The sequence below is a fragment of the Pseudomonas paeninsulae genome (assembly GCF_035621475.1).
Taxonomy (GTDB): domain Bacteria; phylum Pseudomonadota; class Gammaproteobacteria; order Pseudomonadales; family Pseudomonadaceae; genus Aquipseudomonas; species Aquipseudomonas paeninsulae.
This window is the reverse complement of record NZ_CP141799.1, coordinates 3,172,585-3,198,572: the sequence shown is the minus strand read 5'-3', so window position 1 is coordinate 3,198,572 and position 25,988 is coordinate 3,172,585. Positions and strand designations below refer to the sequence as shown.

The following is a 25,988-nucleotide window of genomic DNA, read 5'->3' as shown; positions in this document are numbered from 1 at the left end:
CTAGAAGTCTAGCTCCGCGCTGAAATACAGCAGGTGTCGTTGGTCGTGGTTATTTTCTTGCCAGGTCAGCGGCTCATCGTCGAGGCGCTGCTGCAAGACCCCGGCCAGTTCCAGGGCGGCGCCGCCAATGGCGATATGTTTGGCAACGCGCAGGTCCAATCGTTCGAAGCGGTATTGATTGAGTTGGTCGGCGCCGTAATAGAACAGGGCGCTCGACCAGCCCTGGCCCCAGTCGCGCAGCCAGCCAGCGGAGCCACTGTTGCGCGCGGTGAGACGCCGATCGAGGCGACTGCTGGCGCTGAAGTCGACGTAGGCGTAGCTCAGGCGCAGGCGGTCGGCATGGCTGAGTTGCCAGTCGATTTGGGTCTCGGTACCGCTGAAACGCATGCGGTTGTCGTTGCTCGGGAAGAACCGGTCGTTGCGCAGTGGCTCGCTGATCATGCCGTGGATTTCGTCGTAGAACAGCTTGATATCCAGGGTGATGCCAGCATCGGCGAACGAGCCGTTGTAGCCCAGTTCACGCGAACGCATGATTTCCTGGTCGAGGTCGCCGGGGCCGCGGGAGCGGGCGAAGTAGGTCGCGCTGCTCTGGCCGAAGGCCTGCGGCTGCAGGTTGCGCACGCGGTAGCGCCAGTCGACGTTGTTCTCGTACATGTCCGGCGAGCGCACGGCTTCGGAGTACACCGCGCGCAGGCCGTGGCGCGGCGTGATCAGGTAGTTGACGGCAATGCGTGGGGTCAGCGAGCTGCCTGAAAGCTGGTCGTCTTCCAGCATGGCGCCGCCCTGCACCAGCCAGTGGGCGCCGAGCTGCCACTCCAGGTGGCCGAACAGGCGCCAGATGTGGTTGCTCAATGCACCGTTGAAATAGGTCTCTGAGTCGGCATGATCGTAGCGATAGCCCAGGCCGCTGAGCAGGCGCAGGTTGTCGGACAGGCTCAGGGTGTCCTGCAATTCGAAATCGTAGCGGGTCTCGCGCATGCTCTGGTTGACGTCGCCGCAAACGGGGGCCGCGGCACCGCCGTCGAGTTGGGCCAGCACCGCGCCGGCCAGCGTCTGCTCCTGGGTTGTTCCCGCTGGCAGCACGGCATTGCCGGGGTCGCTCTTGAGCTGGTTCAAATAGTCGCCGAACTTGACCACGTAAAAAGGATTGAGATCCCACAACTGGCCGAGCTCCGGACTGAACGCGACTTCCGCCTCGCAGGCGCGCCACACCTGTTTGCGTTGCCAGTGCTGCGCCGAGCCTTGCAGATGGAGGCTATGCTCGGGGCTTAAATCGAGGGTCCAGCGCAGCGAGCCGGCGTAGTCGCGGGCGTTGACGTCCGAGCCCTTGTCGCCAGGCGCGATGTCGCCGAACACCGGGGTGTAGCCATAGGGGCGCTGGTTGCTGCCTTCCTTGGCCGCCAGTTGCCAGTCGAGGCTGTGGCGGCTGTCGAGTTGCTGGCTGGCGGACAGGTTGAAACGATTGAGTCGGCGGCTGTCGCGGTAATCGCGGCCGAACTGATCGTGATCGAAGCCGTCATCTTGCAGGCCGGACAGTGACAGGCGCAGTGCGCCGTCCTGCCAGGCGCTGCCGTGGCTGGCGTACCAATCATGGATGCCGCGCTGGCCCTGGGCAGTTTTCAGCCGCGTGCCACGGCTGTCGAGGGGGTGGCGGGTGAGGATATTGATCACCCCCATCAAGGCATTGGCGCCATAACTGACGGTGTTTGGTCCGCGAAACACTTCGATCCGCTCGATGTCTTCGATGGCCACGGGAATATCCGTCCAGTCGACGCTCGCCAGACCGGGGCGATAGACCGAGCGACCATCGATAAGCACCTGTAGGCGGCGTGCCTCGGTGACGTTGCTGCCGTGGTAGTTGGCGGTAGCCTGGTTGCCGTTGCGGTAGCCGACCATCATGCCTGGTACCAGGCGCAGCAATTCCGGAATGTCGCGGGCACCGCTGGCTTTGATCAAGGCGCTGTCGAGTACCGTGACGCTGCCAGGTACAGCCGCCGGTGTTTGCTTGAGGCGCGTGGCAGTCAGCACCTCGGGCATGGCCTGGTCGCCACCGAACAAGTCGTTGCCAAGGGTTTCGCCAGTGACCAACAGTGCCAGCAAAGGCAGGAGGGGGAGTACACGGGTGTTGATTGCCACGCAACTGCCTTGTTCGCGTTGAAAGTGCGGCATGTTAACCGAGGCGTGCGGCTTTTTCAGTCGAGTGCACACACTTGCGTGCATTTCGGTCAATCCGCGCAAGGCTTAGGCTCCTGCTAAAAGCTGGCCGCAGCTCCCTTGGTCCGTATAATGCTAGGAGTTTGCCATCGTGCATGGCCCAAAACGGATACCTTATGACAGATCAGCAACCCATAGCCGTACTTGGCGGCGGCAGCTTCGGCACTGCCATTGCGAACCTGTTGGCAGAGAATGGTCAGCAGGTGTTGCATTGGATGCGCGACCCGGATCAGGTCGAGGCCATCCTCGCTACGCGCGAAAATCCGCGTTATCTCAAAGGGATAAAAATTCACTCAGGTGTGGTCCCCCTCTCTGACCTTCTCGCGACCCTGAGTGCTTGCCAGCTGGTGTTTGTTGCCTTGCCCTCCAGCGCCCTGCGTCAGGCGCTGCAGCCAGTAGCCGAGCAGCTCAGTGGCAAGCTGCTGGTCAGTACCACCAAGGGCATCGAAGCACAGAGTTTCAAGCTGATGAGTCAAATCCTCGAAGAGATCGCCCCGCAGGCGCGTATCGGGGTGATGTCTGGGCCGAACCTGGCCAGGGAGGTCGCCGAGCACGCACTGACTGCCACGGTGATCGCCAGTGAGGATGAAGAGCTGTGCCTGCGGGTTCAGGAGGCTCTGCATGGCCGTACCTTCCGCGTCTATGCCAGTGGCGACCGCTTTGGCGTGGAACTGGGCGGCGCACTGAAGAATGTCTACGCAATCATCGCCGGTATGGCCTCGGCCATGGGCATGGGCGAGAACACCCGGAGCATGCTGATCACGCGTGCATTGGCGGAGATGACCCGCTTTGCCGTGCAATTGGGTGCCAACCCGATGACCTTCCTCGGTCTGGCTGGGGTCGGCGATTTGATCGTCACCTGTTCGTCGAAGAAAAGCCGTAACTATCAGGTCGGCTTCGCCTTGGGCGAGGGCCTGAGCCTCGAGGACGCGGTGGACCGATTGGGCGAGGTGGCAGAAGGGGTCAACACCATCAAGGTACTCAAGGACAAGGCCGAGGAATTGCAGATATACATGCCACTGGTCGCAGGTTTGCATGCCATTGTGTTTGAGGGCCGCACGCTGAGGCAGGTGATCGAAGAGTTGATGCTTGCCGAGCCCAAGACCGATGTCGATTTTATTCCCACCACGGGTTTCTGACCCGCACTGCACAAGGAGATGTTCATGAGCGAAGCGCCTGAAGAGCTGGAGCGCGAGTCAATTCTGTTGCGGATTCTGTGGATGGTGCTGTTCGTCATCGTCTGGCAGCTGGCCGAGCTGGTACTCGGCGCCGTGGTCTTGCTGCAGTTGGGGTATCGGCTGTTTTATGCTGCGCCAAGTGCCAGCCTGCTCGGTTTTGGTGACAGCCTGAGCCAGTACCTGGCGCAGATCGGCCGCTTCGGCACCTTCAATAGTGAAGAAAAGCCCTGGCCCTTCGCCGATTGGCCGACCCCGCAAGCCCCACAAGGTCAGGCGCCGCATAGCGTGCCGCCGGCCGCGCACCCGGTGCGTGACGAAGAACCGAAATTGTGAGGGTTGGCCAATGAGGCTGTGGTTGCTGCGCCATGGCGAGGCCGAGGCGCAGGCACGCAGCGATCCCGAGCGCGCCTTGACGACTCGCGGTCGTCTGGAGGTTCGCCAGGCGGCGGTACAGCTGGAAGGGCGTGCGCTCGGCGCGATCCTGGTCAGCCCCTATGTGCGTGCACAACAAACCGCCGCACTGGTCCGCGAAGCCCTGGGTTTCACCGGCGGCATGCATACCGTGCCCTGGCTGACGCCGGATAACGACCCGCGCGAAGTCCTCAGGCAGCTCGATCGCTACGCCGATGGCGAGGTGCTGCTGGTGAGCCACCAACCGCTGGTTGGGGCCCTGGCCGGCTTGTTGATGCATGGGCATCGTCAGCAGCCGTTGCCCATGTACACCGCCAGCCTGGCCGAGCTGGAGGGCGAAGTTCTGGCTGCCGGGTTGATGGATTTGCTCGCGTTGGTGCACCCGCAACACGCCTGAAGTTGGACTACACAGCGAAACATTTCTTCACTTGCGACTCGCCTTTGTGCGTGGATATAGTCCAGCCAAGCAATTGCTTGGTTGGCTCCACAAAAACAACAAAGGAGGAAGACCTGTGGTCGATGCAATCCGTTTGCCGCTGGACGTTTTTTACCAGCGTGAAGCTCGACACCCGAATAAACGCTATATGGTTCAGCCGTTGCCGGGCGGTCAGCTGCAGGAGTTGAGCTGGGCGGATGTCGGCGAGCAGGCACGGCGTAGTGCTAACTGGCTGCGCAGCCGGGAACTGCCGCAAGGCAGCCGTATCGCGATCATTTCCAAGAACTGTGCGCACTGGATCATCGCCGACCTGGCGATCTGGATGGCCGGGCACGTCTCGGTGCCGCTGTACCCCAATCTGACTGCCGAATCGGTGCGTCAGGTGCTCAACCATTCCGAGGCGGTGCTGGTGTTCGTCGGCAAACTGGACGACTGGCCGGGCATGGCCCCAGGAGTGCCTGAGGACCTGCCGAGCATCGGCTTGCCGCTGCGCCCCACGGGGCAGTTCAGTTACCTGTGGGATGACCTGCAAGCCTGTACGCCGATTCAGGACAATCCCACGCCAGCGGCCAATCAGCTGGCTACCCTCATTTATACCTCTGGCACCACCGGCACGCCGAAAGGGGTGATGCACAATTTCAGCAACCTGGGGTTTGCCGCCAGCCATGCCACCGAGTTGTTCGGGGTCGGTGAAGATGATCGAGTCCTTTCCTACCTGCCGCTGTGTCATGTGGCTGAGCGCATGTTCGTCGAGTTGGCGTCGATCTACTCTGGGCAGACGGTATTCTTCGCCGAGAGCCTGGAGACCTTCCTCGAAGACCTCAAGCGTGCCCGGCCGACGGTGATCTTCGGCGTGCCGCGGATCTGGACCAAGTTCCAGATGGGGGTGTACAGCAAGATGCCGGCGGCCAGACTCGACTTCCTGCTCAGGCTGCCACTGATCGGGCGCTTGGTCGGCAACAAGGTTCTCGCCGGTCTTGGCCTGGACGCGGTGCGTTATGCCCTGTCTGGCGCCGCGCCTGTGCCTGAAACCTTGCTCAACTGGTACAAGCGCCTGGGCCTGGATGTGCTCGAGGTCTATGGCATGACCGAGAACTGTGGTTACTCGCATGTCGGCCGGCCGGGCAAATTCAAGTCTGGTTGGATCGGTCAGAACAGCCCCGGCGTCGAGGTGCGCATCGCCGAGGATGGCGAGGTGCAGGTGCGCAGCGGTGCGACCATGCAGGGGTATTACCAGGATCCGCAGAAAACCGCGGAAACCATCACCGATGATGGCTTTCTACGCACCGGCGACAAGGGCGAACAGGATAGCGCGGGCAGCCTGCGCCTGACCGGACGGATCAAGGAAATCTTCAAGACCAGCAAGGGCAAGTATGTCGCCCCGGCGCCGATCGAGAATCGCCTGGCCGTGCATTCACGCATCGAGCAGGTGTGTGTGATTGGGGATGGCATGGCCCAGCCGATGGCGTTGTGCGTGCTCTCCGACGTTGGTCGCCAGGAAGCCGCCAATGGTACCCGTAGCGATTTGGAGCGCAGCCTCATGGCCCTGCTCGAACAGGTCAATCTGGGCCTCGACAAGCACGAGCGCTTGCAGCGCCTGATATTGGTCAAGGAGGTCTGGGCGGTGGAAAACGGCTTTCTCACGCCGACCCTGAAGATCAAGCGCACGGTGGTCGAAGGCACTTACGGGCCGCACTTCACCGCCTGGGTCGAGCGCCGCGAAACCGTGCTGTGGCACGAGTGACGGGTTCGGGCCGGGTGTCCTCGGCCCCTGGGACTTTGGCTTGTCCTACTGCGGACGCCAAAGTCCGACAGGCTCCTAATCGCTTTCCTTAAACTGCAAAAAAGGATTTCCCATGAGCCTGTGGCGGCAAACTCCGGATATCGAACAGCTCAATGCGAGCTTGAGCAACACCATCGGTGAGCAGTTGGACATTCGCTTCGAATCTTTCGACGACGACTCCATCAGCGCCAGCATGGTGGTCGACTCGCGCACCCATCAGCCCTATGGCCTGCTGCACGGCGGCGCCTCGGTGGTGCTGGCGGAAACCCTCGGCTCGACCGCCAGTTACCTGTGCATCGATACCAGCCAGTTCTATTGCGTCGGCCTGGAGGTGAACGCCAACCACCTGCACGGTCTGCGCAACGGGCGGGTCACTGCGGTGGCGCGCGCCGTGCACCTGGGGCGCACTACCCATGTCTGGGACATTCGCCTGAGCGGCGAGGATGGCAAAATCAGCTGCATCGCACGGCTGACCATGGCCATCGTGCCGTTGGGCGAGAACGGCCCGGCGCTACGTTGAATCAGGCAACCGCTGGCCCGCGTGGACGTGCTGGCGGGCCTCCCCTTGCGTTTGGCCATAGTGCCGTCATTCACTGGCCGTTTTGTCATTGCTGTGTCGGCGTGGCTGCCGGACAATCCCCGGATCATTTCGCCTAAGCCTGCCACCATGACTCAACCCGTGTTCTTCGCCCATGCCAATGGTTTCCCCTCGGCCACCTACGGCAAGCTGTTCGCCGCCCTGGCCCCGGATTACCACGTACTGCATCTGCCGCAACATGGTCACGACCCGCGCTTCCCGGTGAATGACAACTGGAGCAACCTGGTCGACGAGCTGCTGCATCACCTCGAGCAGCGTGGCGAGCCGGTGTGGGGCGTCGGGCATTCGCTTGGCGGTGTGCTGCATTACCACGCGGCCTTGCTCAGGCCTGAGCTGTACCTCGGGGTGGTGATGCTCGATTCGCCGGTGCTGACCCTGGCCGACCGCATCGTCATCCGCGCGGCCAAGCGCTTCGGTTTTATCGACCGCATCACTCCGGCTGGACGCACCCTGGGGCGGCGCGAAGAGTTCGCCGACCTGGTCGAGGCGCGCAGCTACTTCGCCGCCAAGAGCCTGTTTCGCCGTTTCGATCCGGAATGCCTGGATGCCTATCTGCAGCATGGTCTGCACGGCAATGGGCAGGGTCTGCGCCTGCGTTTCGACCCGGCCACGGAAATCAGTATCTATCGCAGCGTGCCGCACACCAATCCGGGACGCCCGCAGCAACTGCAAGTGCCGCTGGCCATGATTCGTGGTCGGCACAGCCGGGTGGTGCTGCCGCATCACGCACGCTTGATTCGGCGCATGGCCAAGGGCGAATACCTGACCCTGCCGGGCGGTCACATGTTCCCCCTGGAGCGGCCGCAGGACACTGCCGAGCTGTTGCGCTCGCTGTTCCAGCGCTGGTCCGGTCAACCCCCTGTCGAGGTGTCCGCATGAAGCTGCCGTTCGAGGAAGTACGCCTGAGCCTGCCGCATATCGAGCTGGCGGCCCATCTGTATGGCCCGGCGGATGGCCAGCCGGTGATCGCTTTGCACGGTTGGCTGGACAATGCCGCGAGTTTCGCCCGGCTGGCGCCCAAGTTGCAGGGGTTGCGCATCGTCGCCCTGGATTTCGCCGGTCATGGCCATTCCGATCACCGTCCGCTGGGGGCCAGCTACAGCATCTGGGACAACGTGCACGATGTCTTGCAGGTGGCCGAGCAGTTCGGCTGGCAGCGGTTTTCCCTGCTCGGTCATTCGATGGGCGCCATCGTCGCGGTTCTGCTGGCCGGTGCGCTGCCCGAGCGGGTCGAACGCTTGGCGCTGATCGATGGCTTGATTCCCTACACCGGCGAGGCCGACACCGCGCCGCAGAAACTGGCCGAGGCGCTCAAGGCGCAGATGGCCCTGGCCGGCAAGCGCAAGCCGGTCTACGCCGAGTTCGAGCGTGCGGTCCAGGCGCGCATGCGCGGAACCGCTGCGGTCAGCCGCGAAGCCGCCGAGTTGCTGGCCCAGCGCGGACTGATGCCAGTACCGGGTGGTTACACCTGGCGCACCGACAGCCGCCTGACTCTGCCATCGCCGCTGCGCCTGACCCATGCCCATGCCATGGCCTTTGTCCGGTCCCTGCAATGCCCGGTGAGCCTGCTGTTGGCCGAGCAGGGCATGTTCGTGGCGCAGCCGAACTTCGCCGAGCTGTTGAGCGGTTTGCCGATCGACCTGACCCATCTGCCCGGCGGGCATCATCTGCACTTGGATGACGAAGCTGGCGCGCAACTCGTAGCAGACTGTTTCAATCCTTTCTTACGCTCGTCTTGACTTGCCAAAGGCAACTGGGGAAGGTGTGGCCGATTGCAATGGAGAATCGCATGATCGACCTTTATACCGCCGCGACCCCCAATGGCCACAAGGTGTCCATTGGGCTCGAGGAATTGCAGCTGCCCTACAGCCTGCATGAGTTGAGTTTCGAGCGCAAAGAGCAGAAGACCCCGGAGTTTCTCAAGATCAACCCCAATGGGCGGATTCCGGCCATCGTCGACCGCGATAACGGCGACTTCGCCGTGTTCGAGTCCGGCGCCATTCTGATCTACCTCGCCGAGCTGACCGGCCAACTGCTGCCGCAGGACCTCAAGGGCCGCTCGCTGGTGCTGCAGTGGCTGATGTTCCAGATGGGTGGCGTCGGCCCGATGCAGGGACAGGCCAATGTGTTCTTCCGTTATTTTCCGGAGAAGCTGCAAGGTCCGATCGACCGTTACCAGCACGAAACCCGGCGCCTCTACGAGGTCCTGGACAGACGCCTGGGTGAGGCCGAATACCTGGCCGGCGACTACAGCATCGCCGATATCGCCACCTACCCTTGGGTGAGCATCCATGACTGGTCGGGGGTCTCGATCGAGGGGCTGGAGCACGTGCAGCGCTGGATCGATGCACTCGAGAGCCGCCCGGCGGTGCAGCGCGGTATCTTGTTGCCGCGCCGCGAAGTGCTTGACGACACGGCGCTAAAAGCCGCCCAGTCGATGCTGATCCAGTGAGGGCTCGTATGCGTTGCTTCAGTCTGTTGGGTGGGGTATTGGTAAGCGCTGCCATGGCGGCAGCTGTATCTGCCGCGGATGTTGCCGGTAGCCGCGATCTCGAGGTGCTGCCGCGTTTTCCCGGTAGTCAGATCGTCAGTTTTAGCGAAGTCGCCGAGCAGGAGCGAATCTACCCGCAAGGTTCGATTCGGCGTATCAGTGGCCGCCTGCGCTACGAGCGCGAAGTGGCGACGCAAGGGCAGCTCACTTCGCTGACGTACGAGTTACCGTCTACCCATGCGGCCGATGACGTGTTCACCGCTGCCCGCGAAGCGTTGCAGGCGCAGGATGCCGAGCTGCTCTACTGGTGTCAGGCCCGTGAGTGTGGGTCGAGTAGCCTGTGGGCCAATGCGGTATTCGGCAATCGCATCCTGTATGGCTCCGATGACGAGCAGGCCTACGTGCTGATGCGCTTGGCCGAGCCGCGACAGGATAGCTTGCTGGCGCTCTACAGCATCACGCGGGGCAATAAACGCGCCTATTTGCATGTCGAGCTGCTGGAGGCCAATACACCGCTGGCCGAAGTGTTACCAACGCCGGCCACCTTGTTCCGCCAGTTGAAGGACGGTGGCGAGTTGCGCCTGCCGAAGCAGGCCGAGCCCAGCGAAGCCTGGGTGGCATTGCTGGCACGCAGCCTCAACCTCGACAGCACCTTGCGCGTTAGCCTGTCTGGCGCCCAGGCAGAAGCCTGGCGCCAGGCGCTGGTCGAACAGCGGGTCAGGGCCGCGCGACTGGAGTTGGGCGATGCCGCGGTTGCAGGTCTGCGCATCAACCTGTTGCGCTGAGCGCCCGCCAAGCCCGCCGTGAAGGCGCGCGTTGGCCGTGCCCCCGCCATCCGGTAATGGCCTGCTGACTAGACCCTGCACCTGAGGTGCAGGGTCTAGGAGCCTGTCAGACTTAACGCTGGCCTACTGCGGAAAACCGGATTTGCCCATTTTTGCTGCTCTTTCTCGTTAAGTAGCTCGCTACTCGCCTTGAAAGATCAGCAAAACTGACTCAGGCCGAATTGTCGGACCACGAACTTCCCCTCGCTACGGACGGTCAAGTCCGACAGGCTCCTGGCGTCGTTTCTCACTGTTGCGGAGTTGCAAGAATGCTTAATAACGACCGCTTGCTGGTGCAGATTTTGCTCCTCGGGCTACTCGGCGCGAGCCTGTGGGTGCTTGCGCCGTTCGGCTCGGCGCTATTCTGGGCGGCAGTGCTGTCCTTCGCCAGCTGGCCGCTGATGCGCGGGCTGACCCGTTTGCTCAATGGCCGGCAAACTGCTGCGGCCGGACTGTTGACCCTGGGCTGGATTGGCTTGGTGGCGGTGCCCCTGGTGATGCTGGGGTTCAACCTGGCCGAGCATGTCGGCGATGCTACGGCGCTATTCAAGGGTTACCAAGTCACCGGCCTGCCGCCAGCGCCGGACTGGTTGGTGCAGATCCCGCTGGTGGGCGAGAGCCTGCTGGGGTTCTGGCAGACCATTGACCAGCAGGGCGCGGCGTTTTTCGCCACCCTCAAGCCTTATCTCGGTCAGGTCGGCAATTGGTTATTGGCGCGTAGTGCGCAAATTGGCGGTGGCGTGCTGGAGTTGGCCCTGAGCCTGGTGCTGGTGTTCTTTTTTTACCGCGACGGGCCACGCCTGGCAGAGTTCGCCCGCAGCCTGCTCGAACGTCTGATCGGCGAGCGCGCCGAGCACTATCTGGAGCTGGTTGCCGGCACCGTGCAGCGGGTGGTCAACGGCGTCATCGGCACAGCAGCGGCGCAGGCGCTGTTGGCGCTGATCGGGTTCTATATTGCTGGCGTTCCAGGGGCGCTGATCCTCGGCATCCTCACCTTCGTGCTCAGCCTGATCCCCATGGGGCCGCCGCTGGTTTGGGTGCCGGCGACTGCCTGGTTGTTCACTCAGGGTGAATATGGTTTTGCCATATTTCTCGGTATCTGGGGCGTGTTCGTGATCAGCGGCGTGGACAACATCCTCAAGCCGTACCTGATCAGCCGCGGCGGCAACCTGCCGCTAGTAGTGGTCTTGCTGGGGGTGTTCGGCGGCATTCTGGCTTTCGGTTTCATGGGCCTGTTCCTCGGCCCGACCTTGCTCGCGGTGGCCTACAGCCTGCTCGGCGACTGGGTGGCGGATAAAACGCCGGCCAAGCCGCCGAGCGATAACCTGCCGCCAGCGGAGCGACTGGGCTAGCAGCGCTGCTTCATCGCTGCGTATGCGCCCTTTTGGGGTTAAGAATATTTATCAAGCGACCAATAGCATCCCCTTGCGTTGTTGAGTGCCTCTAGCTGACCTAGGCTCAAGCTGATGGTGTCAAAATAGAGGCACATATGCGCAGCCTATTGATCACGCTTGTAGTGTCAGCTGGTTTATTGACGTTTGTTTGGTGGTGGAACCAACCCCAGCCGATGCCGGTTCAGCTCTATGCGGTCGAACGCGGACCAGTGGAAACGTTGGTGGCCAATACCCGTGCCGGTACGCTGAAGTCCTGCCGACGGTCGCGCCTGTCATTCAATACTGGCGGGCAGGTCAGTGAGTTGCTGGTCGAGGAAGGGCAGCAGGTGCAAGCTGGCGAGGTCTTGATGCGGCTGCGTCAGGATGACCTACTGGCTCGGGTGCAGGCAGCCGAAGCGCGCCTCGAGGACAAGCGCAATGCCCGTGAGCAACGTTGCCGCAGTGCCGGCCTGGGTCAGCGCGATTATCAGCGCCTGCGCCATCTGGCGGAGCGCCAGTTGGCTTCCGCGGACCGCCTGGACCAGGCCGAAACCAAGGCGCATCTGGCGCAGCTGGTGTGCACCTCCAGCGCTACGCTGATCCGCGAGGCCGAAGCCAATCTGGCGTTGCAGCGTTCGCTGCTCGATCAAGCCACCCTGCGCGCACCGTTCTCCGGCATAGTCGCGCAGATCAATGGCGAACTGGGCGAGTTCGTCACCCCGTCACCGCCGGGGATTCCCACGCCGCCGGCGGTGGATCTGATCGATGACAGTTGTCTGTATGTCGAGGCGCCGATCGACGAGGTAGATGCCGGACGCGTGAGCATCGGCATGTCGGTACGCATCAGCCTGGACGCCTTCCGCGGGCGCCATTTCGCCGGTCAGGTGAGCCGCATTGCACCATTCATAACCGAGTTGGAGAAACAGGCGCGGACCGTCAATGTCGAGGTGCGCTTCGTCCAGTTACCGGTTGATGTGGCCTTGCTCACCGGTTACAGCGCCGATGTGGAAATTCTGTTGGAGCAGAGTGCCGGCAGCCTGCGCATCCCGACCGAAACGTTGCTGGAGGGGCGCCGGGTACTGCGTTACGACTCTGGAACCGGGTTGCTCAACGAAGTGGCGCTGAATACCGGTCTGGCCAACTGGCGCTGGACCGAGGTGCTGGGCGGCTTGGCGGAGGGTGAGCACATCCTCGCCAGCCTCAACCAGGACGGACTCAAGGATGGGGTCGCGGTGATCTCGAGCAACACCGCGGAGCCGTTACGATGATCCGTCTGCGCGGGTTGACGCGTTGCTTCCAGGCCGGCGAGCAGAAAGTCATGGGGCTGAATGCGCTGCAGCTGGACATTCGTTCGGGCGATTACCTGGCCGTGATGGGGCCGTCCGGTTCGGGCAAGTCGACGCTGCTCAACATCCTTGGCCTGCTGGATGCGCCCGATTCCGGCGAGTATTGGCTCGACGGCGAGCCGACGGCGGCGCTCAGCGAGGCACGTCGTGCCGAATTGCGCAGTCGTATGATCGGTTTCGTGTTCCAGTCCTACCACCTGATCCCGCGGTTGACCGCGCAGGAGAATATCGAGTTGCCGATGCTGCTCGCGGGCATCGCGCCGAACCTGCGGCGCCAGCGCAGTGGCGAGCTGGTGGAGCGGCTAGGGCTCGGCAATCGCCTCAAGCATCGGCCGGGCGAGCTGTCGGGCGGGCAACGCCAGCGGGTCGCCATCGCCCGGGCGATGGTTATGCAGCCGGCACTTTTGTTAGCCGACGAACCCACCGGCAACCTCGACAGCCATGCCGGCGGCGAGGTGTTCACGTTGTTGGAGGAGCTCAATGCCGAGGGCCTGACCCTGATCGTGGTGACCCACGATGCCCAGCATGCGGCGCGTGCCCATCGTCAGCTCAGGCTGCGCGATGGACGCATTGTCGATGAGGCGCAGTTGGAGCCGGCCTGATGCGCGGCATCGATGCCCTGGGGCTCTGGCTCGGCGCCCTGCGCGGGCACGGTTCGCGCAGTGCGATGCTGTTGCTGGCTATCGGCATTGGGGTACTTGCGGTGATTCTCCTCACCGGCCTCGGTGAGGGCGCACGCAGCTACGTGCTCAGCGAGTTTGCCCTGCTCGGACGCAACACCTTGATCATCTTGCCCGGGCGCAACGAGACCAGTGGCGGCATGCCGCCAATCACCGGCATGGCTCCGCGCGACCTGACGGTGCAGGACGCCCAGGCCATTGGCCGTTTGCCCCATGTCTGGCGGGTTGCGCCGCTGCAGGTCGGACAGGCGCAGGTGAGCGTCGACAACCGTAGTCGCGAGGCGCTGATTGTCGGCAGCACCCGCGAGTTTTTCGCCATCCGCCAGCTCGAGGTCGCCCATGGCCAACCGCTGCCGGCACTCGATCCGGGTCAGGCCGACGCAGTCTGCGTGATCGGGGCCAGGTTGCGCCGAGAACTGTTCGGTGCCCGTCCGGCCCTCGGCGAATGGTTGCGCGCGGGCGACCGGCGCTTTCGCGTGATCGGCATACTGGCCGAGCGGGGCGAGTCCTTGGGCATGGACTTCGCCGAGCTGCTGATTATTCCGGTGGCCAGTGCCCAGGCGCTGTTCGATCGCGAAGGTTTGCTACGGGTGTTCGTCGAGGTGCGCGGCCCGGCGTTCCTGGCGATCAGCAGGCAGCAGATTCTCGCTACCCTCAAGGCGCGCCACGAGGGTAAGGAGGACGTGACCCTGATCAGTCAGGACAGCATGCTGGTTGCCTTCAATGACATCCTCGCGACGCTCACGCTGGCCGTGAGCGGGATCGCCGCCATCAGTCTGCTGGTGGCGGGCATTCTGATCATGAACGTCACCTGGATTTCGGTTAGCCAGCGGACCGCAGAAATCGGTCTGCTCAAGGCCATCGGTGCCACGGCCGGCCAGGTGCGTCTGTTGTTTCTCGGCGAGGCACTGCTGCTCGCTCTGGTCGGAGCCCTGGGCGGCTTGTTGCTCGGTGAGGGGGCTCTCTGGCTCGGCCGCGAAGCGCTGCATGTCGGGTTTTATGCACCCTGGTGGGCCAGGCTTAGCGGGCTGGCGTTGGCGCTGTTCTGCGCGCTGTTGTTCGCCTGGCTGCCGGCCAGTCGGGCTGCCGCGATGGCCCCGGTAGTGGCACTACGGCCAGCCGGAGGAACGCGCTGATGCAACTGCGTGATGGCCTGAGGCTGATCTGCTCGGCGTTGCTCAGCCGGCCACTGCGCAGCCTGCTGACGCTACTTGGCGTGGCCATTGGTATCGCCGCAGTGACGCTGCTCACCTCCATCGGCGAAGGCTTGCGCGGCTATGTGCTGGACAACTTCGCCCAGTTCGGCTCGCGTAACATTTCGATCCGCCCGGGCATGATCCGCACCAGCGGGCTCGGTGGTCTGCTCAGCAGTGTGCGGCCGCTGAGCATCGCCGATGCCGACGCCCTGCGTGGATTGCCCCATGTCGAGGCGGTGGTGCCGATTATTCAGGGTAATGGCGATATCCAGTTCGGCGCCCGCAGCCGCCATACCGGGGTGCTCGGTTGCGGTTATCAGATGGCCCAGGCCTGGCGCTTCAAACTGGCGCTCGGGCAGTTCCTGCCAGAAGCGCGTGGTGGCCGCTCGCCGCCCTACGTGGTGCTTGGCCACAGGTTGCGCCTGGAGCTATTCGGCGAAGCCAACCCGCTGGGTGAGCTGGTTCGCGTTGGCGGTACGCGTTTCCGCGTGATTGGAGTGATGGAAAAGAAGGGCCAGTTGCTCGGCTTTGACGTCGACGACATTGCCTATATCCCGGCCGACTGGGCGCAAAGCCTGTTCAATCGCAGCGGGCTGGCGAAGATCAACGTGGTGTTCAGCGCCGCCACCCACTCCCTGGCGCTCAGCGAAAAAATTCGCCAACTGCTGATCGAGCGTCACGGCAGCGAGGACTTCAGCCTCACCACCCAGGACGACATGCTGCGCAGTCTCGATCGGATCCTCGCGAGCCTGACGGTCGCCGTCGGCGCCCTCGGCGGTATCTCCCTGTTGGTTGGGGCGGTGGGTATCCTTACCATCATGACCACTACCGTGGCCGAACGCGCCGCGGAGATCGGCCTGCTGCGCGCCATTGGCGCCTCGCCACGCCAAGTGCTTGGCTTGTTTCTCGGCGAGGCGCTGCTGCTGTCCTTGCTAGGCGGCGTGCTTGGCCTGCTGTTGGTTGGACTATTGCTCGTCGGCTTGCACCTGGGGGTGCCCGGTTTGCCGCTCAGCCTGCAGCCGCTGTTCCTGTTCCTGGCTCTGCTGCTGGCTGGGGTGGTCGGGGTTCTCGCGGGTATCGCTCCGGCCCGCCGGGCCGCGCGCATGCATCCGGTCGAGGCGCTGCGCAGCGAATAGCCCGGGGCAGTTCGCCTAGTTGTCTTGCTCGTACTTGTCCAAGGTGTCGCGAGCGATCTGCCGACCGAGCATGATCAGTTCTGGAGCCTTGTGGAACTCGAAGAAGCGACAGGCGCGCCTAGGCACGTTGATCAGGATGTCCGGCGGATAGCCGGCGATCTTGTACTGTGCCAGCGAGGTCTGCATGACCTCGAAACTCTGGTTGATCACTTCCAGCAAGGATGCAGGGCCGCTGATGTCGGCGATGTGGGAGTCGTTGGCCGATTTCGGTGTGGCCTGTGCAGCCGCCTCGGTGGCTTGTGCCGGTTCAGGCTCGTCAGCGTTCTGCAACCAGGGATCGAATTGCTCGGCAACCTTGCGCTCTTCCATCAGCAAGAGTTCATCGGCGTTGCCACTCTTGCGGCGCAGCGAAGGCAGTCGCGAGCCGAGTGTGGCCATCATCACGTCAAAACGCTCTTTCAGTACCGGATGCCGTTCGATTGTCGGCAATTGGTAGTGGCGCTGGTTGTTCGAGTTGAGGTTGACCGCGATGATCAGGTCGCAGTGGCTGGAGACCACCGGCACGATTGGCAGCGGATTGAGCAGGCTGCCGTCGACTAGCATGCGCTTGCCCTGGATGACCGGGGTGAACAGGCTGGGGATCGCCGCCGAGGCGCGCATGGCCTTATGCAGGCAGCCCTCCTGAAACCAGATCTCCTGTTGATTGGTCAGGTCGGTGGCGACCGCGGTGAAGGGAATCGGCAGATCCTCGATATTGATCTCGCCAAGGATCTCGCGGATCTTGCCGAACACCTTCTCGCCGCGAATGGCGCCCAGGCGGAAGCTGACATCGAGCAGGCGCAGCACGTCCAGGTAATCCAGGCTCTGGATCCAGTCGCGGTACTCCTTGAGCTTGCCGGCGGCGTAGATGCCACCGACCACCGCGCCCATGGAGCAGCCGGCGATGCAGGCGATCTCATAGCCACGCGCCTCCAGCTCTTCGATTACGCCAATGTGCGCGTAACCGCGCGCGCCCCCCGCCCCCAAGACCAGCGCTACCCGTTGAGTCATCTATTAATCCCCCGTAACGCATTGTTTTATCAAGATACGCGTGGCGATCACTGGAGCCAAGGCCACATTTGCTAGAATGCCGCCGCCTGTCGACGATATGAGTGAAAATGCATGAGCGAGCCGATCCGTTTGACCCAGTACAGCCACGGCGCTGGCTGCGGGTGCAAGATTTCCCCCAAGGTGCTGGAAGTGATCCTGGCTGGCAGTGGTGCGCAGAATCTCGACCCCAAGCTGTGGGTCGGCAATACCTCGCGTGACGATGCGGCGGTCTACGCCATCGACGAAGAGCGCGGGGTGGTGTCGACCACCGACTTCTTCATGCCGATCGTCGACGATCCCTTCGACTTTGGCCGGATCGCCGCGACCAACGCGATCAGCGACATCTATGCGATGGGCGCCGACCCGCTGATGGCCATCGCCATTCTCGGCTGGCCGGTCAATGTACTGGCCCCGGAAGTCGCCCGTGAGGTAATTCGCGGTGCCCGTGCGGTGTGTGACCAAGCGGGTATTACGCTGGCGGGCGGACACTCGATCGATGCGCCCGAGCCGATTTTCGGCCTGGCCGTCACCGGCCTGGTGGAAAAACGCCATATGAAGCGCAATGACACCGCCACGGCGGGGTGCAAGCTGTACCTGAGCAAGCCTCTGGGCATCGGCATCCTCACTACCGCGGAGAAACAGGCCAAGCTGCGCAGCGAGGATGTCGGCCTGGCGCGCGACTGGATGTGCACGCTGAACAAACCGGGCAGCCGTTTCGGCAAGCTCGCCGGGGTGACTGCGATGACCGATGTCACCGGCTTCGGCCTGCTCGGGCATCTGCTCGAGATGGCCGACGGCAGCGGCCTGACCGCACGCGTCGAGTTCGCCAAAGTGCCGCGTCTGGCCAGCGTCGAGTACTACCTGGAACAGGGCTGTGTGCCGGGTGGTACCCAGCGTAACTTCGACAGTTACGGCGAGAAGGTTGCGCCGCTACCCGAACTGTACAAACTTCTGCTGTGCGACCCGCAGACCAGCGGCGGCTTGCTGATTGCGGTGACCGCCGAGGGCGAAGCGGAGTTCCTGGCGCTCGCCGCCGAACTGGATCTGGCGCTCGAGCCGATTGGCCAGCTGCTCGAGCGACAACGTTACGCCGTCGAGGTGCTGTGATGCGTGACAACAGTAGCGACTATCGCCAGTTGTTTCTCAACGACACGCCAATGATGGATGCCCGGGCTCCTGTGGAATTCGCCAAGGGCGCCTTCCCCGGCGTGCGCAACCTGCCGCTGATGGACGACGACGAGCGGCAGAGAGTCGGCACCTGTTACAAACAGCGCGGCCAGCAGGCCGCCATCGAACTGGGTCATCAATTGGTCAGTGGGGACGTCAAGGCCGCACGGATCGAGGCTTGGGCGGCCTTCGCCAGGGCCAATCCCGAGGGCTATCTGTATTGCTTTCGCGGCGGTCTGCGCTCGCAGATCGTCCAGCAATGGCTGAGCAGCGAGGCGGGCATCGACTACCCGCGGGTGATCGGCGGCTATAAGGCGATGCGTACCTTCCTCCTGGAAACCACCCTGCAGGCGACGGCGCAGTGCGACTTCATTCTGGTCGGCGGCATGACCGGCACCGGCAAGACCGAGGTGATCGCCCAACTCGACAACAGCCTGGATCTGGAAGGGCATGCCAATCATCGCGGCTCCAGCTTCGGCAAGCGCGTCACTGTCCAGCCGGCGCAGATTGACTTCGAAAATGCCCTGGCCATCGACATTCTGAAAAAACGCGCGACGGGCATCGAGCAATTCGTGCTCGAGGATGAGGGCCGCATCATCGGCAAAAGCGCCCTGCCGCTGGAACTCTACCAGGGCATGCAGGAGTTCCCCCTGATCTGGCTGGAAGACAGCCTGGCGGGCCGGGTCGAGCGTATTCTCAAGGATTACGTAATCGACCTGTGTGCCGAATTCATCGCCTTACATGGCGCGGAGGAGGGCTTCAAGGCCTTCGCCGAGCAACTGCAGCAGAGTCTGGCGAACATCCTCAAGCGTCTGGGTGGTGAACGTTACCAGCGTCTGGCGGCGATCATGGATCAAGCCCTGCTGGAGCAGCAGAGCCAAGGCGTGGTGGATCTGCACCGCGGCTGGATCGAAGCGCTGCTGGTCGAGTATTACGATCCCATGTATGCCTTCCAGCGCGAGAACAAGGCCGGGCGAATCGAGTTTGTGGGCGAGCAGGCAGACGTAGTGGCGTTTCTACGTCAGCGCAGCCATTCTTAATAGGGTCATTGTTGACGAGTGCAGGCACTTTTCCGCCCTGCGGTCGTCATATTGCATCATCGATCTCTAGTTGTTTCCCGATATCAAGGAGTGCGCAACATGAAAGCCTGGATCTTGCTACCGATGATCGCCCTGGTGCTGGCCGGTTGTGCCGGAAAAACCGCCTATCGCGATAGTTGCGCCAATCAACTGAATGCGGCCTGGGCCGAGCTGGATCTGGCCAAGGCCGAAGGTTTTACCGGCACCGTGAGCTACTCCAAAGCCCTGTCGCTGCTGACCGCGGCGAAAACCCAGCAGCAATTCGAAGCCTACAAGGGCTGCACCAGCAAGTCCGAGCGGGCGCGTTTCTACATTCGCGAGTCGCGCGCCGGCCGTTAGACCCTCCAGGCGGTTGCGCCAGCGACCGCCTCAAACCCCCCGTATAAACTCGATCAAAAGCCAATCGGCATTTGCCTTTTGCCAATCAGCAGCAATGCTTAACGCATGATGCCGGTTCTGCTCGCTAGGGCGATGCAGCGCAAGAACCGCATGCAGCAGCATTGACTACTTGAGGGTTGGCTATGCAGCAAGGCAGTGCTTTGGCGTCACCAGCTGCCATGAGTTCCTGGCGTGGTCTGGGCGTGTGGAACTTCTACTTCATCACCAAGCTGGTTTTGCTCTGGTATGGCCAGCTGAATTTTCATGCCCTGGAGAATCTGGCTTTCGCCGCTTTCCTGCTGTTGCCTTTGCCGCCGCAATGGCTGCATCGGCTGCGCCATGTGCTCGCCATTCCGCTGGGGGTCGCGCTGTATTATTACGACAGCTGGCTGCCGCCGTTCAGCCGTCTGATCGCCAGTTCAGCCAAGGTCAGCCAGTTCAGTCCTGACTACATGCTGGAGTTGCTGGGGCGCTTCATCAATCCAACCTGGCTCGCCGCGGGGTTGATCCTGCTGGTCGGTTACCTGTTCGTCAGCCAGTGGATCCGGGTCACCAGCTTTACCGTGGTGGCCCTGGTGCTGGTGCTGGTGGTGGGTAATGCCCAACTGTTCGTGCCACGGCAGGGGGCCGTTCCGGTGCTGCTGACGACCCCCGCAAGCATCGCTCCCATGGCCGGCGATGTGGTGCCTGCGGTAATCGATGATGCTTTTTTGAACGCGGCCCTGGACGACTTTTATGCGAGCCAGGGGCAGCAGGTTACGCAATTCCCCAGCGAGCTGGCGGCCGATGCCGTACCCGTTGATGTGCTGATGTTGAATATCTGCTCCCTGGCCTGGGATGATCTTGAGGAGTCAGGCATGCGCCAACATCCATTGTGGGCCAAGATGGATATCCTCTTCGATGATTTCAACTCCGCGGCCACCTACAGCGGCCCGGCAGTGCTGCGCTTGTTGCGCGCCAGTTGTGGCCAGACGTCGAATGCCGCTTTGTATCGCCCCGCGGCCAAGCAATGCTTCCTGTTCGAAAACCTCAAGCAACTGGGTTACACCGATGGCTTCCTGCTCAACCACACCGGTCACTTCGACAACCTGCTCGGGTTGTTGCGTGACGGTGGCCGCCTACAAGCGGTGGCCAACCCACTCGGCGAGTTACGCCCGGCATTGACCGGATTCGACGGCTGGCCCATTTATCGTGATCAGGAAGTGCTGACGCGGTGGTGGCAGCAGCGCCTGAGTTCAGGCTCGCCGCGCGAGGCATTGTTCTACAACTCCAGCACCTTGCACGATGGCAATCGTCGGGTGGACAAGGCCACCGGCAAGGCCGTCAGCGCCGACTACACGACCAGTTTGCGTCAGGTGCTGGATGACCTCGACAGCTTCATCGAGCATTTGCAGGCCTCTGCCAAACCCGTGCTGCTGGTCATAGTCGCCGAGCATGGTGCGGCCCTGCGCGGTGATCTGATGCAGGTCAAGGGCATGCGCGAGATTCCCAGCCCGACGGTTACCCACATTCCGGCCGGGCTCAAGCTGATCAATGCCAAGGCGCAATTGCCGCAGCAGTCGCTGCATATCCAGGCGCCGAGCAGCTATCAGGCCTTGTCCGAGCTGATCGCACGGTTGGTCGATGGCGAGGCCTACCGCAATGCCGACTTCGACCTGCTCAGTGTGACCCACGACCTTCCGCAATTGGACGTGGTGGTGGCGGAGAACGAGGGCAGTGTAATGGTGCGCCTGCACAACGAGCATTACCTGCGCATGGAGAACCAAAGCTGGATCCCTTATCCGCAACACTGAAAAAACAAGGCTCTGTTTCAGTTATGTGTTGCAAGGTCTTGGGTAGGGTGTTTTAGCCGAAGGCGTAACCTGCCACCCGGCCGTTAGGCCGGCAATGGTGCGGTCTTACGGCATCAATGGTGGGTTACGCCGCTGCGCAACTCCCCCGGAAAAACCGAGGCTCTACAGCCATCAGCGCTGCCAACATCTAACTGAGACATAGCCCAAAACAAGCCGCGTCACTGGCGTGATGCGGCTTGTTACTGTTGCGTTGTGCTCAGTTGAACTGGGCGTATTCCTCCAGGGGTTCCGCTGGCATCTTCAGGTCGCCATTCCAGGGGTCGAAGCTGTAACGCAGGTAGAGCAGGGCGCCGCGCGGCTCGTAGTCGCTGCCCAGCGAGCGCTCCATGCCGAGCAGGCCACCGACGAACCAGTTCGGGCTCAGCCGCCGTTCCGCCGAGAAACTGAACCGATAACTGAAGCCGCTGCTGCGGCCGCCCTCGAAGATCGGGTTGCCGGCTTCGCTTTGCAAGTCGCTGCGGGTCGGGAAGTAGGGCGAGTCGTCGGTGCGCGACCAGGAGAAGCCGGTTGACGCCTCGGCGTAGATCGACCAGTCGCCCCAGCGCTGGGCATAGTTGACCGGCACCGAGAGCGAGCGGTACTGCTGTGGGCTGTAGTAGCCGCCGTGACCGAGGGTGTAGCCGCTGAGGTCTTTCTGGTAGTGCCAGTACATGGCGTTGCCGCCGATGCGCAGGCGCCGGTCGGGCTCCTCGATGATCCGGAAGTAGACCCCGGCCATCAACCGGTAGCGGTCGTTGTCCTCCACGTTCTTGCCGGTCAGGCGGTGTGCCTGCAGGCTCGACCAGATGCCATAGCTGCCGCCCTCGTCGTAGCTCAGGCCAAGACGAACGCCATTGGCGCGCACGCCGCCCCAGGTTTCGCCGGTGCGTGGGTCCTCGGTACCGGCAAAGGACAGCAGCGAGTTGTTCAGGGCGCGCCGTGAGACGTCCAGAGTCCAGCCCAGTTTGGCCAGGTCGCCCCTGAAGCGTATACCGCCGACCACATCCTCCACCGGGAAGCCAAGTGGGGTGGTGCCGATGTCCCACTCCAGGCGTTCACCCCGCCAGCCCATGGCCAGCGCAGTGCCTTGTTCGCGCTGGTGGCGATCGCCCTGGTTGCAGGCTTCACCGCGTTGCTGGCAGATGAGCACGCTGCCGAAGTCGTCGGCGTCGAGCAGGTTGTCAAATCTGCCGTTATCCAGGGTCACTTGCTCGGCGCGCAGGAAACCTCGGCCGCTGCTCAGCGGTTGCGCGACTTCGGCGATCAGGTAGCCGGCCTGCAGGTCGGAGAAACCCGGTGTGCCTTGGCTTTCCAGGTAGCTGTATTGCACGGTGGCGGTGGGCGCCTGGCGCAGGTAGAGCTCGGCGGAGTCGCTACGGATGCTGCGCTTGAGCCAGTCGTCTTCGTCATTGGCCCGGGTGCTGCTGGTGAAGGCCAGGGCATCCTCCGGCGCCAGGCTGATGCCGCTGCTACGCATGGCCTCGCGGTAGGCCGCCAGGGCTTGCTCGGGTTGGCCGCCGGCCAGTGCCAGGCGGCCACTGTCGCGCCAGATCCAGGGGTCTTGTGGGGCGGCTAGCCGGGCCTGGGCCATGGTGTGTTCGGCCTTGGCCTGTTCGCCGAGTTGCAGCCAGAGGTTGGCGATCCGCCGTTGCTGGCTGGGCGAAGGTGCGGCTGGAGTGAACGCTGAGAGGCGCTGCCGTACATCGGCATCGCGGCGCTGCTGGGCCAGTTCGATCAGGCTGAGTTCGGCTTCGCTGTTGTGCGGTTCGAGTTGCTGGGCCAGGCGGAACTGGCGCTCCGCTTCCACGCGGTCGCCACGTTGCTCGGCCCATTCGCCGAGCGTCAGGGGGATGGCAACCTCCTCGGGAAATTGGCGTTGCTGCAGCGTGAGGTAGTCGCTGGCCGCCTGCGGGTGGCCCTGGGCATGCATCTGGCGGGCATGACTCATTGTCTGGCCGAAGCGCAAGCGCCGATCCAGGGCACGCATGTCGTCGTCCCACTTGCTGCTGGGCACCTTGGCCAGGCTGTCCAGGGCTTGCTGGGAGCGATCCTGGCTGGCCAGGAACAGGCTGTGGGCATAGCGCGCTACGGGGTCGTATGGCGCGCGGCGCAACAGGCCGGCGAAGCTCTGCTCGGCCTTGGTATCGCCGAGTTGAACGCGGACCTTGGCCAGGTCGTAGGCGATCCAGGGGTTGTCCGGTTGCAGGTTCAAGGCCTGGTCGAGCAAATGTTTGGCGCTAGCCCAGCGCTGTTGATCGGCGTGTTGCTGGGCCTGAGTCGTCAGTTGGGCGGCCTGCAGGCGGTTCAGCTCGGGTTCGAAGCGCTGGCGCTGGTCGACCGGCAAGGTGGCGGCGATGCCGCGTGCGCGTTCGGGTTGGCTGGCGCTGTACAGGTTGATCAGGCCGCGCTTGGCCGCAAGGTTGTTGCTGTCGCGACTCAATGCTGCTTGGTAGTGGCGTTCGGCGCCGCTGATGTCGTTACGCTTGGCCTGGATGTGACCCAGGCCGTTGAGGGGTTCGGTTGCCCCGGGTTTTAGTTTGGCCGCCTGCCGGTACAGCTGCTCGGCGCGCTCGAGCTGGTCCTGGTCGAGGGCTGCGTCGGCTTCCTTGAGGGTGGCCCAAAAGCGTGACTCACCGATCAAGGTTTGCCACTTGCCCAGGTTGTCGATGTTTTCCTCGTGGTTGCGGGCCCGTTCATACAGGGCCAGGGCTTCCTGTTGTCGGCCCTGGCGCTGGCGCAGCAGACCCAGCGCGCCGAGGGTTTGTGAATCAGTTGGAAAACCCTTGAGCGCCAGTTGCAGGTCGCGCTCGATGGCCGAGTACGCCGGCGAGCCGCTGTCGAGCTTGCTCAGGGCGCGCTGTTTGGCCTGGAAGGAGGGGTTGGCGAGCAACTGTTCCTGTTCGGCCAGGGATTGTCTGGCAACTTCGTCGGCCTCCGGGTATTGCTTGAGGTAGCGGCGCCAGAGGGCGGCACTGCGCTCATTGACCGGCAGCCGTTCGAGTCGGTCTTGCCAGACCCTGGCCACGCCCGCGCGGGCATAGGGGTCGCTGGCCAACTGTTCCAGATCGGCATGGGCCGCCTCGCTGTAGGGGTCGCTAGCCAGGCGCTGACTGGCGAGGGCCAGGCGGATATTGCTGCTGTGCGGGTATTGCCCAACCAGCTGTTCCAGGCCCTGCTTGGCCCGGTCTTGGCCTTGTGGGGTCTTGGCCAGGGTCTGCCAGTATTCGAGGGCATGATCGCTACTGGGAAAACCGGGTTTGAACAGGCTGTCATAAATCACCAACGCTTCCTCGGGGCGGCCCGCGCGCGCCAGCAGGCGAGCCTGCTGTAGGCGTTCCTTGGCCTCAGGCTCGTTGATCGCCAAGAGCAGGCGGGCCAGCACCAGGGACTCGCTGTCGGGGGCGCTGCGGTTCAGGTGTTCGAGGGTGGCCTGGGCCTCCGTCAGTTGATTCTTGCGCAGTTGCAGGCGGATCAGCGCTGCCAGGCCTTCGGGGTCGTCAGGGTTGAGTTTGAACAGTCGATACAGGCTTTCCTCGATCAGCTCCACCTTGTTGCGCGACTCCCCGGCGCGCACCTGCTCGAGTAACTGCAGGCGGGCCTCGCCGGCGTCGAGGGCATATGCGCTGGTGCTCAGCAGCAGCAGGGCAAACGGTAGGTGCCTGGTCATAAACACTCCTCTAATGACTGTGGTTGCAATGCTCCGCGTGGTGAGAAGCGATAGCGTCCTTCGCTCCAGCCCTGGCCGAACAAACTCAGTACATGGTCGTAGTAGGCGTCCTCTTGCAGGGGCTCTGCAGCCAAACGAGCCAGTTGCTCCTGCAGCAAGTGCGGTTCTGCGGCTCTGCTAAGCAAGGGCAGTAGCGCCGCAGAGAACCCCGGTGGGCCATATCCTTCAGCCGTGCCGGTCAGGCTGTCGACGCGCAGGGGTGGTCGCTCATGCTGCCGTAGATAGCGTAGCATCGGCTGAAAGCGTTGCACGACGCGGTCCGCCTCCTCGGGATCCGGCGCTTGCATGCCCGCCCAGAGGTAGACGCGAATGGCGTCGTAGCTGCCTTGCCAGCCACTCCTGCGTGACGCCTGCCATTGTCCGTCATGCCACTCGACCCAGTCGGGGGCGAAGCCTCGCGCGCTGGTTTCTTCGAGCATGCGCTGGGTCGGTTCGAGCATCGCCGCCCAGATGCTGTCCGGGTAGCGGTGGGCGAAGCTGTGCAGCAGGGGCAGGGGGGAATAGCTGGGATTGAGGGTCCAGCGATCCTGACCGGTAAAACCTTCTGTTCCGGCCAGCAGCAGCGGCCCGAGTTGCGGCAGTTGGGCGACCTCGTGGTGCTCGATCAGTGCCAGTTGCCGGGCTGACAGACGTGAATAATCTGGGTGCTGCCAGAGTCTGCCGGCCTCCTGCAGGCTATAGGCTAGCCAGAGGTCGGCGTCCGCCGCAGAGTTGCTGTCGAGTACCTGCCATTGGCCGTCCGGGTTGCGCCCCCAGAGCCAGGCCGGCAGGTGCCGTTGCAGGTCGCCCTGGGCCAGGTTGGCCTCCAGCCAGCGCAGCAGGCGCTCGAAGGTTTGCTGATCGCCGGCTGCCAGGGCGAAGAACATGGCATAGGCCTGGCCTTCGGAGGTGGTGATCGCCCGCGGGTCGCTGCTGTCGATTACCCGTCCGCCGGCATCGACAAAGCGCTGCTTGAACTGCTCCCACAATGGCCACTGGCAGCCGGCGTGCGCGGCATTGCCGAGCGGCGAAAGGACTAACAGCATGACCATCCAGGGCTTCATGACGCAC

General features: G+C 63.1%; 22 protein-coding genes. 18 read left to right on the top strand and 4 right to left on the bottom strand.

All coding sequences use genetic code 11. The features are described 5' to 3' along the window. The gene (locus tag VCJ09_RS14620) at positions 1-2,169 is read right to left on the bottom strand and encodes a TonB-dependent receptor plug domain-containing protein (RefSeq protein WP_324734670.1); all 2,169 of its coding nucleotides are present in this window, start codon (positions 2,167-2,169) and stop codon (positions 1-3) included. 161 nt (positions 2,170-2,330) lie between these two features. Between VCJ09_RS14620 and VCJ09_RS14615 the strand changes: the two genes are divergently transcribed. From VCJ09_RS14615 to VCJ09_RS14550, 14 genes are all read left to right on the top strand, one after another. Beyond that, on the top strand, positions 2,331-3,353 hold the full coding sequence (locus VCJ09_RS14615) for an NAD(P)H-dependent glycerol-3-phosphate dehydrogenase (RefSeq protein ID WP_324730885.1): 1,023 nt from the start codon (positions 2,331-2,333) through the stop codon (positions 3,351-3,353). A 24-nt stretch (positions 3,354-3,377) separates the two neighbouring features. Next, on the top strand, positions 3,378-3,725 hold the full coding sequence (locus VCJ09_RS14610) for a DUF4389 domain-containing protein (RefSeq protein WP_079202402.1): 348 nt from the start codon (positions 3,378-3,380) through the stop codon (positions 3,723-3,725). 10 nt (positions 3,726-3,735) lie between these two features. Next, the gene (sixA, locus tag VCJ09_RS14605) at positions 3,736-4,200 is read left to right on the top strand and encodes a phosphohistidine phosphatase SixA (RefSeq protein ID WP_324730884.1); all 465 of its coding nucleotides are present in this window, start codon (positions 3,736-3,738) and stop codon (positions 4,198-4,200) included. 115 nt (positions 4,201-4,315) lie between these two features. Next, positions 4,316-5,983: an AMP-binding protein gene (locus VCJ09_RS14600; RefSeq protein ID WP_324730883.1), complete on the top strand. Its 1,668-nt coding sequence runs from the start codon at positions 4,316-4,318 to the stop codon at positions 5,981-5,983. A gap of 112 nt (positions 5,984-6,095) precedes the next feature. Then, on the top strand, positions 6,096-6,542 hold the full coding sequence (locus VCJ09_RS14595; RefSeq protein WP_324730882.1) for a hotdog fold thioesterase: 447 nt from the start codon (positions 6,096-6,098) through the stop codon (positions 6,540-6,542). A 147-nt stretch (positions 6,543-6,689) separates the two neighbouring features. Then, entirely contained in the window at positions 6,690-7,499 is an 810-nt protein-coding gene (locus VCJ09_RS14590) for an alpha/beta fold hydrolase (RefSeq protein ID WP_324730881.1), read from the top strand. After that, the gene (locus tag VCJ09_RS14585) at positions 7,496-8,359 is read left to right on the top strand and encodes an alpha/beta fold hydrolase (protein ID WP_079202398.1); all 864 of its coding nucleotides are present in this window, start codon (positions 7,496-7,498) and stop codon (positions 8,357-8,359) included. The genes VCJ09_RS14590 and VCJ09_RS14585 overlap by 4 nt, the downstream gene beginning before the upstream one ends. 50 nt (positions 8,360-8,409) lie before the next feature. After that, on the top strand, positions 8,410-9,072 hold the full coding sequence (locus tag VCJ09_RS14580) for a glutathione S-transferase family protein (protein ID WP_324730880.1): 663 nt from the start codon (positions 8,410-8,412) through the stop codon (positions 9,070-9,072). Positions 9,073-9,080: 8 nt separating this feature from the next. Further along, positions 9,081-9,896 (top strand): DUF4892 domain-containing protein, encoded by an 816-nt coding sequence (locus VCJ09_RS14575; protein ID WP_324730879.1) that lies wholly within the window; start codon positions 9,081-9,083, stop codon positions 9,894-9,896. Between the two features lie 308 nt (positions 9,897-10,204). Then, positions 10,205-11,287, top strand: coding sequence for an AI-2E family transporter (locus tag VCJ09_RS14570; RefSeq protein WP_324730878.1), 1,083 nt, complete (start codon positions 10,205-10,207; stop codon positions 11,285-11,287). A gap of 137 nt (positions 11,288-11,424) precedes the next feature. Then, positions 11,425-12,576: an efflux RND transporter periplasmic adaptor subunit gene (locus VCJ09_RS14565; protein WP_324730877.1), complete on the top strand. Its 1,152-nt coding sequence runs from the start codon at positions 11,425-11,427 to the stop codon at positions 12,574-12,576. Further along, a complete protein-coding gene (locus VCJ09_RS14560) occupies positions 12,573-13,256 on the top strand; it encodes an ABC transporter ATP-binding protein (RefSeq protein WP_324730876.1) in 684 nt (227 codons plus the stop codon). The genes VCJ09_RS14565 and VCJ09_RS14560 overlap by 4 nt, the downstream gene beginning before the upstream one ends. Beyond that, a complete protein-coding gene (locus VCJ09_RS14555; protein WP_324730875.1) occupies positions 13,256-14,470 on the top strand; it encodes an ABC transporter permease in 1,215 nt (404 codons plus the stop codon). The genes VCJ09_RS14560 and VCJ09_RS14555 overlap by 1 nt, the downstream gene beginning before the upstream one ends. Continuing rightward, positions 14,470-15,666, top strand: coding sequence for an ABC transporter permease (locus tag VCJ09_RS14550; protein WP_324730874.1), 1,197 nt, complete (start codon positions 14,470-14,472; stop codon positions 15,664-15,666). The genes VCJ09_RS14555 and VCJ09_RS14550 overlap by 1 nt, the downstream gene beginning before the upstream one ends. A gap of 15 nt (positions 15,667-15,681) precedes the next feature. On the opposite strand, the gene VCJ09_RS14545 is transcribed toward VCJ09_RS14550, so the two are convergent. Continuing rightward, on the bottom strand, positions 15,682-16,716 hold the full coding sequence (locus tag VCJ09_RS14545) for a patatin-like phospholipase family protein (RefSeq protein ID WP_324730873.1): 1,035 nt from the start codon (positions 16,714-16,716) through the stop codon (positions 15,682-15,684). Positions 16,717-16,827: 111 nt separating this feature from the next. On the opposite strand from VCJ09_RS14545, the gene selD reads away from it, so the two are divergent. The 4 genes from selD to bcsG all read left to right on the top strand — a co-directional run bounded on the left by selD (position 16,828) and on the right by bcsG (position 21,172). Further along, a complete protein-coding gene (gene selD, locus VCJ09_RS14540; RefSeq protein ID WP_324730872.1) occupies positions 16,828-17,862 on the top strand; it encodes a selenide, water dikinase SelD in 1,035 nt (344 codons plus the stop codon). Continuing rightward, entirely contained in the window at positions 17,862-18,962 is a 1,101-nt protein-coding gene (mnmH, locus tag VCJ09_RS14535; protein ID WP_324730871.1) for a tRNA 2-selenouridine(34) synthase MnmH, read from the top strand. The genes selD and mnmH overlap by 1 nt, the downstream gene beginning before the upstream one ends. 99 nt (positions 18,963-19,061) lie before the next feature. Further along, on the top strand, positions 19,062-19,340 hold the full coding sequence (locus VCJ09_RS14530) for a hypothetical protein (RefSeq protein ID WP_324730870.1): 279 nt from the start codon (positions 19,062-19,064) through the stop codon (positions 19,338-19,340). A 218-nt stretch (positions 19,341-19,558) separates the two neighbouring features. Beyond that, a complete protein-coding gene (gene bcsG / locus VCJ09_RS14525; RefSeq protein WP_324730869.1) occupies positions 19,559-21,172 on the top strand; it encodes a cellulose biosynthesis protein BcsG in 1,614 nt (537 codons plus the stop codon). A 256-nt stretch (positions 21,173-21,428) separates the two neighbouring features. Here bcsG and bcsC read toward each other — a convergent pair whose 3' ends face one another. Next, entirely contained in the window at positions 21,429-24,878 is a 3,450-nt protein-coding gene (bcsC, locus tag VCJ09_RS14520; protein ID WP_324730868.1) for a cellulose synthase complex outer membrane protein BcsC, read from the bottom strand. Next, complete coding sequence (gene bcsZ, locus VCJ09_RS14515; RefSeq protein ID WP_324730867.1) at positions 24,875-25,981, bottom strand: cellulose synthase complex periplasmic endoglucanase BcsZ; 1,107 nt, start codon at positions 25,979-25,981, stop codon at positions 24,875-24,877. The genes bcsC and bcsZ overlap by 4 nt, the downstream gene beginning before the upstream one ends. Positions 25,982-25,988: the final 7 nt, after the last annotated feature.

What these genes read in the sequence shown, in the direction of transcription:
- VCJ09_RS14620 (WP_324734670.1), bottom strand. Translation starts at nt 2,169, where the DNA reads ATGCCGCACTTTCAACGCGAACAAGGCAGTTGCGTGGCAATCAACACC.
- VCJ09_RS14615 (WP_324730885.1), top strand. Translation starts at nt 2,331, where the DNA reads ATGACAGATCAGCAACCCATAGCCGTACTTGGCGGCGGCAGCTTCGGC.
- VCJ09_RS14610 (WP_079202402.1), top strand. Translation starts at nt 3,378, where the DNA reads ATGAGCGAAGCGCCTGAAGAGCTGGAGCGCGAGTCAATTCTGTTGCGG.
- sixA (WP_324730884.1), top strand. Translation starts at nt 3,736, where the DNA reads ATGAGGCTGTGGTTGCTGCGCCATGGCGAGGCCGAGGCGCAGGCACGC.
- VCJ09_RS14595 (WP_324730882.1), top strand. Translation starts at nt 6,096, where the DNA reads ATGAGCCTGTGGCGGCAAACTCCGGATATCGAACAGCTCAATGCGAGC.
- VCJ09_RS14590 (WP_324730881.1), top strand. Translation starts at nt 6,690, where the DNA reads ATGACTCAACCCGTGTTCTTCGCCCATGCCAATGGTTTCCCCTCGGCC.
- VCJ09_RS14585 (WP_079202398.1), top strand. Translation starts at nt 7,496, where the DNA reads ATGAAGCTGCCGTTCGAGGAAGTACGCCTGAGCCTGCCGCATATCGAG.
- VCJ09_RS14580 (WP_324730880.1), top strand. Translation starts at nt 8,410, where the DNA reads ATGATCGACCTTTATACCGCCGCGACCCCCAATGGCCACAAGGTGTCC.
- VCJ09_RS14575 (WP_324730879.1), top strand. Translation starts at nt 9,081, where the DNA reads ATGCGTTGCTTCAGTCTGTTGGGTGGGGTATTGGTAAGCGCTGCCATG.
- VCJ09_RS14570 (WP_324730878.1), top strand. Translation starts at nt 10,205, where the DNA reads ATGCTTAATAACGACCGCTTGCTGGTGCAGATTTTGCTCCTCGGGCTA.
- VCJ09_RS14565 (WP_324730877.1), top strand. Translation starts at nt 11,425, where the DNA reads ATGCGCAGCCTATTGATCACGCTTGTAGTGTCAGCTGGTTTATTGACG.
- VCJ09_RS14560 (WP_324730876.1), top strand. Translation starts at nt 12,573, where the DNA reads ATGATCCGTCTGCGCGGGTTGACGCGTTGCTTCCAGGCCGGCGAGCAG.
- VCJ09_RS14555 (WP_324730875.1), top strand. Translation starts at nt 13,256, where the DNA reads ATGCGCGGCATCGATGCCCTGGGGCTCTGGCTCGGCGCCCTGCGCGGG.
- VCJ09_RS14550 (WP_324730874.1), top strand. Translation starts at nt 14,470, where the DNA reads ATGCAACTGCGTGATGGCCTGAGGCTGATCTGCTCGGCGTTGCTCAGC.
- VCJ09_RS14545 (WP_324730873.1), bottom strand. Translation starts at nt 16,716, where the DNA reads ATGACTCAACGGGTAGCGCTGGTCTTGGGGGCGGGGGGCGCGCGCGGT.
- selD (WP_324730872.1), top strand. Translation starts at nt 16,828, where the DNA reads ATGAGCGAGCCGATCCGTTTGACCCAGTACAGCCACGGCGCTGGCTGC.
- mnmH (WP_324730871.1), top strand. Translation starts at nt 17,862, where the DNA reads ATGCGTGACAACAGTAGCGACTATCGCCAGTTGTTTCTCAACGACACG.
- VCJ09_RS14530 (WP_324730870.1), top strand. Translation starts at nt 19,062, where the DNA reads ATGAAAGCCTGGATCTTGCTACCGATGATCGCCCTGGTGCTGGCCGGT.
- bcsG (WP_324730869.1), top strand. Translation starts at nt 19,559, where the DNA reads ATGAGTTCCTGGCGTGGTCTGGGCGTGTGGAACTTCTACTTCATCACC.
- bcsC (WP_324730868.1), bottom strand. Translation starts at nt 24,878, where the DNA reads ATGACCAGGCACCTACCGTTTGCCCTGCTGCTGCTGAGCACCAGCGCA.
- bcsZ (WP_324730867.1), bottom strand. Translation starts at nt 25,981, where the DNA reads ATGAAGCCCTGGATGGTCATGCTGTTAGTCCTTTCGCCGCTCGGCAAT.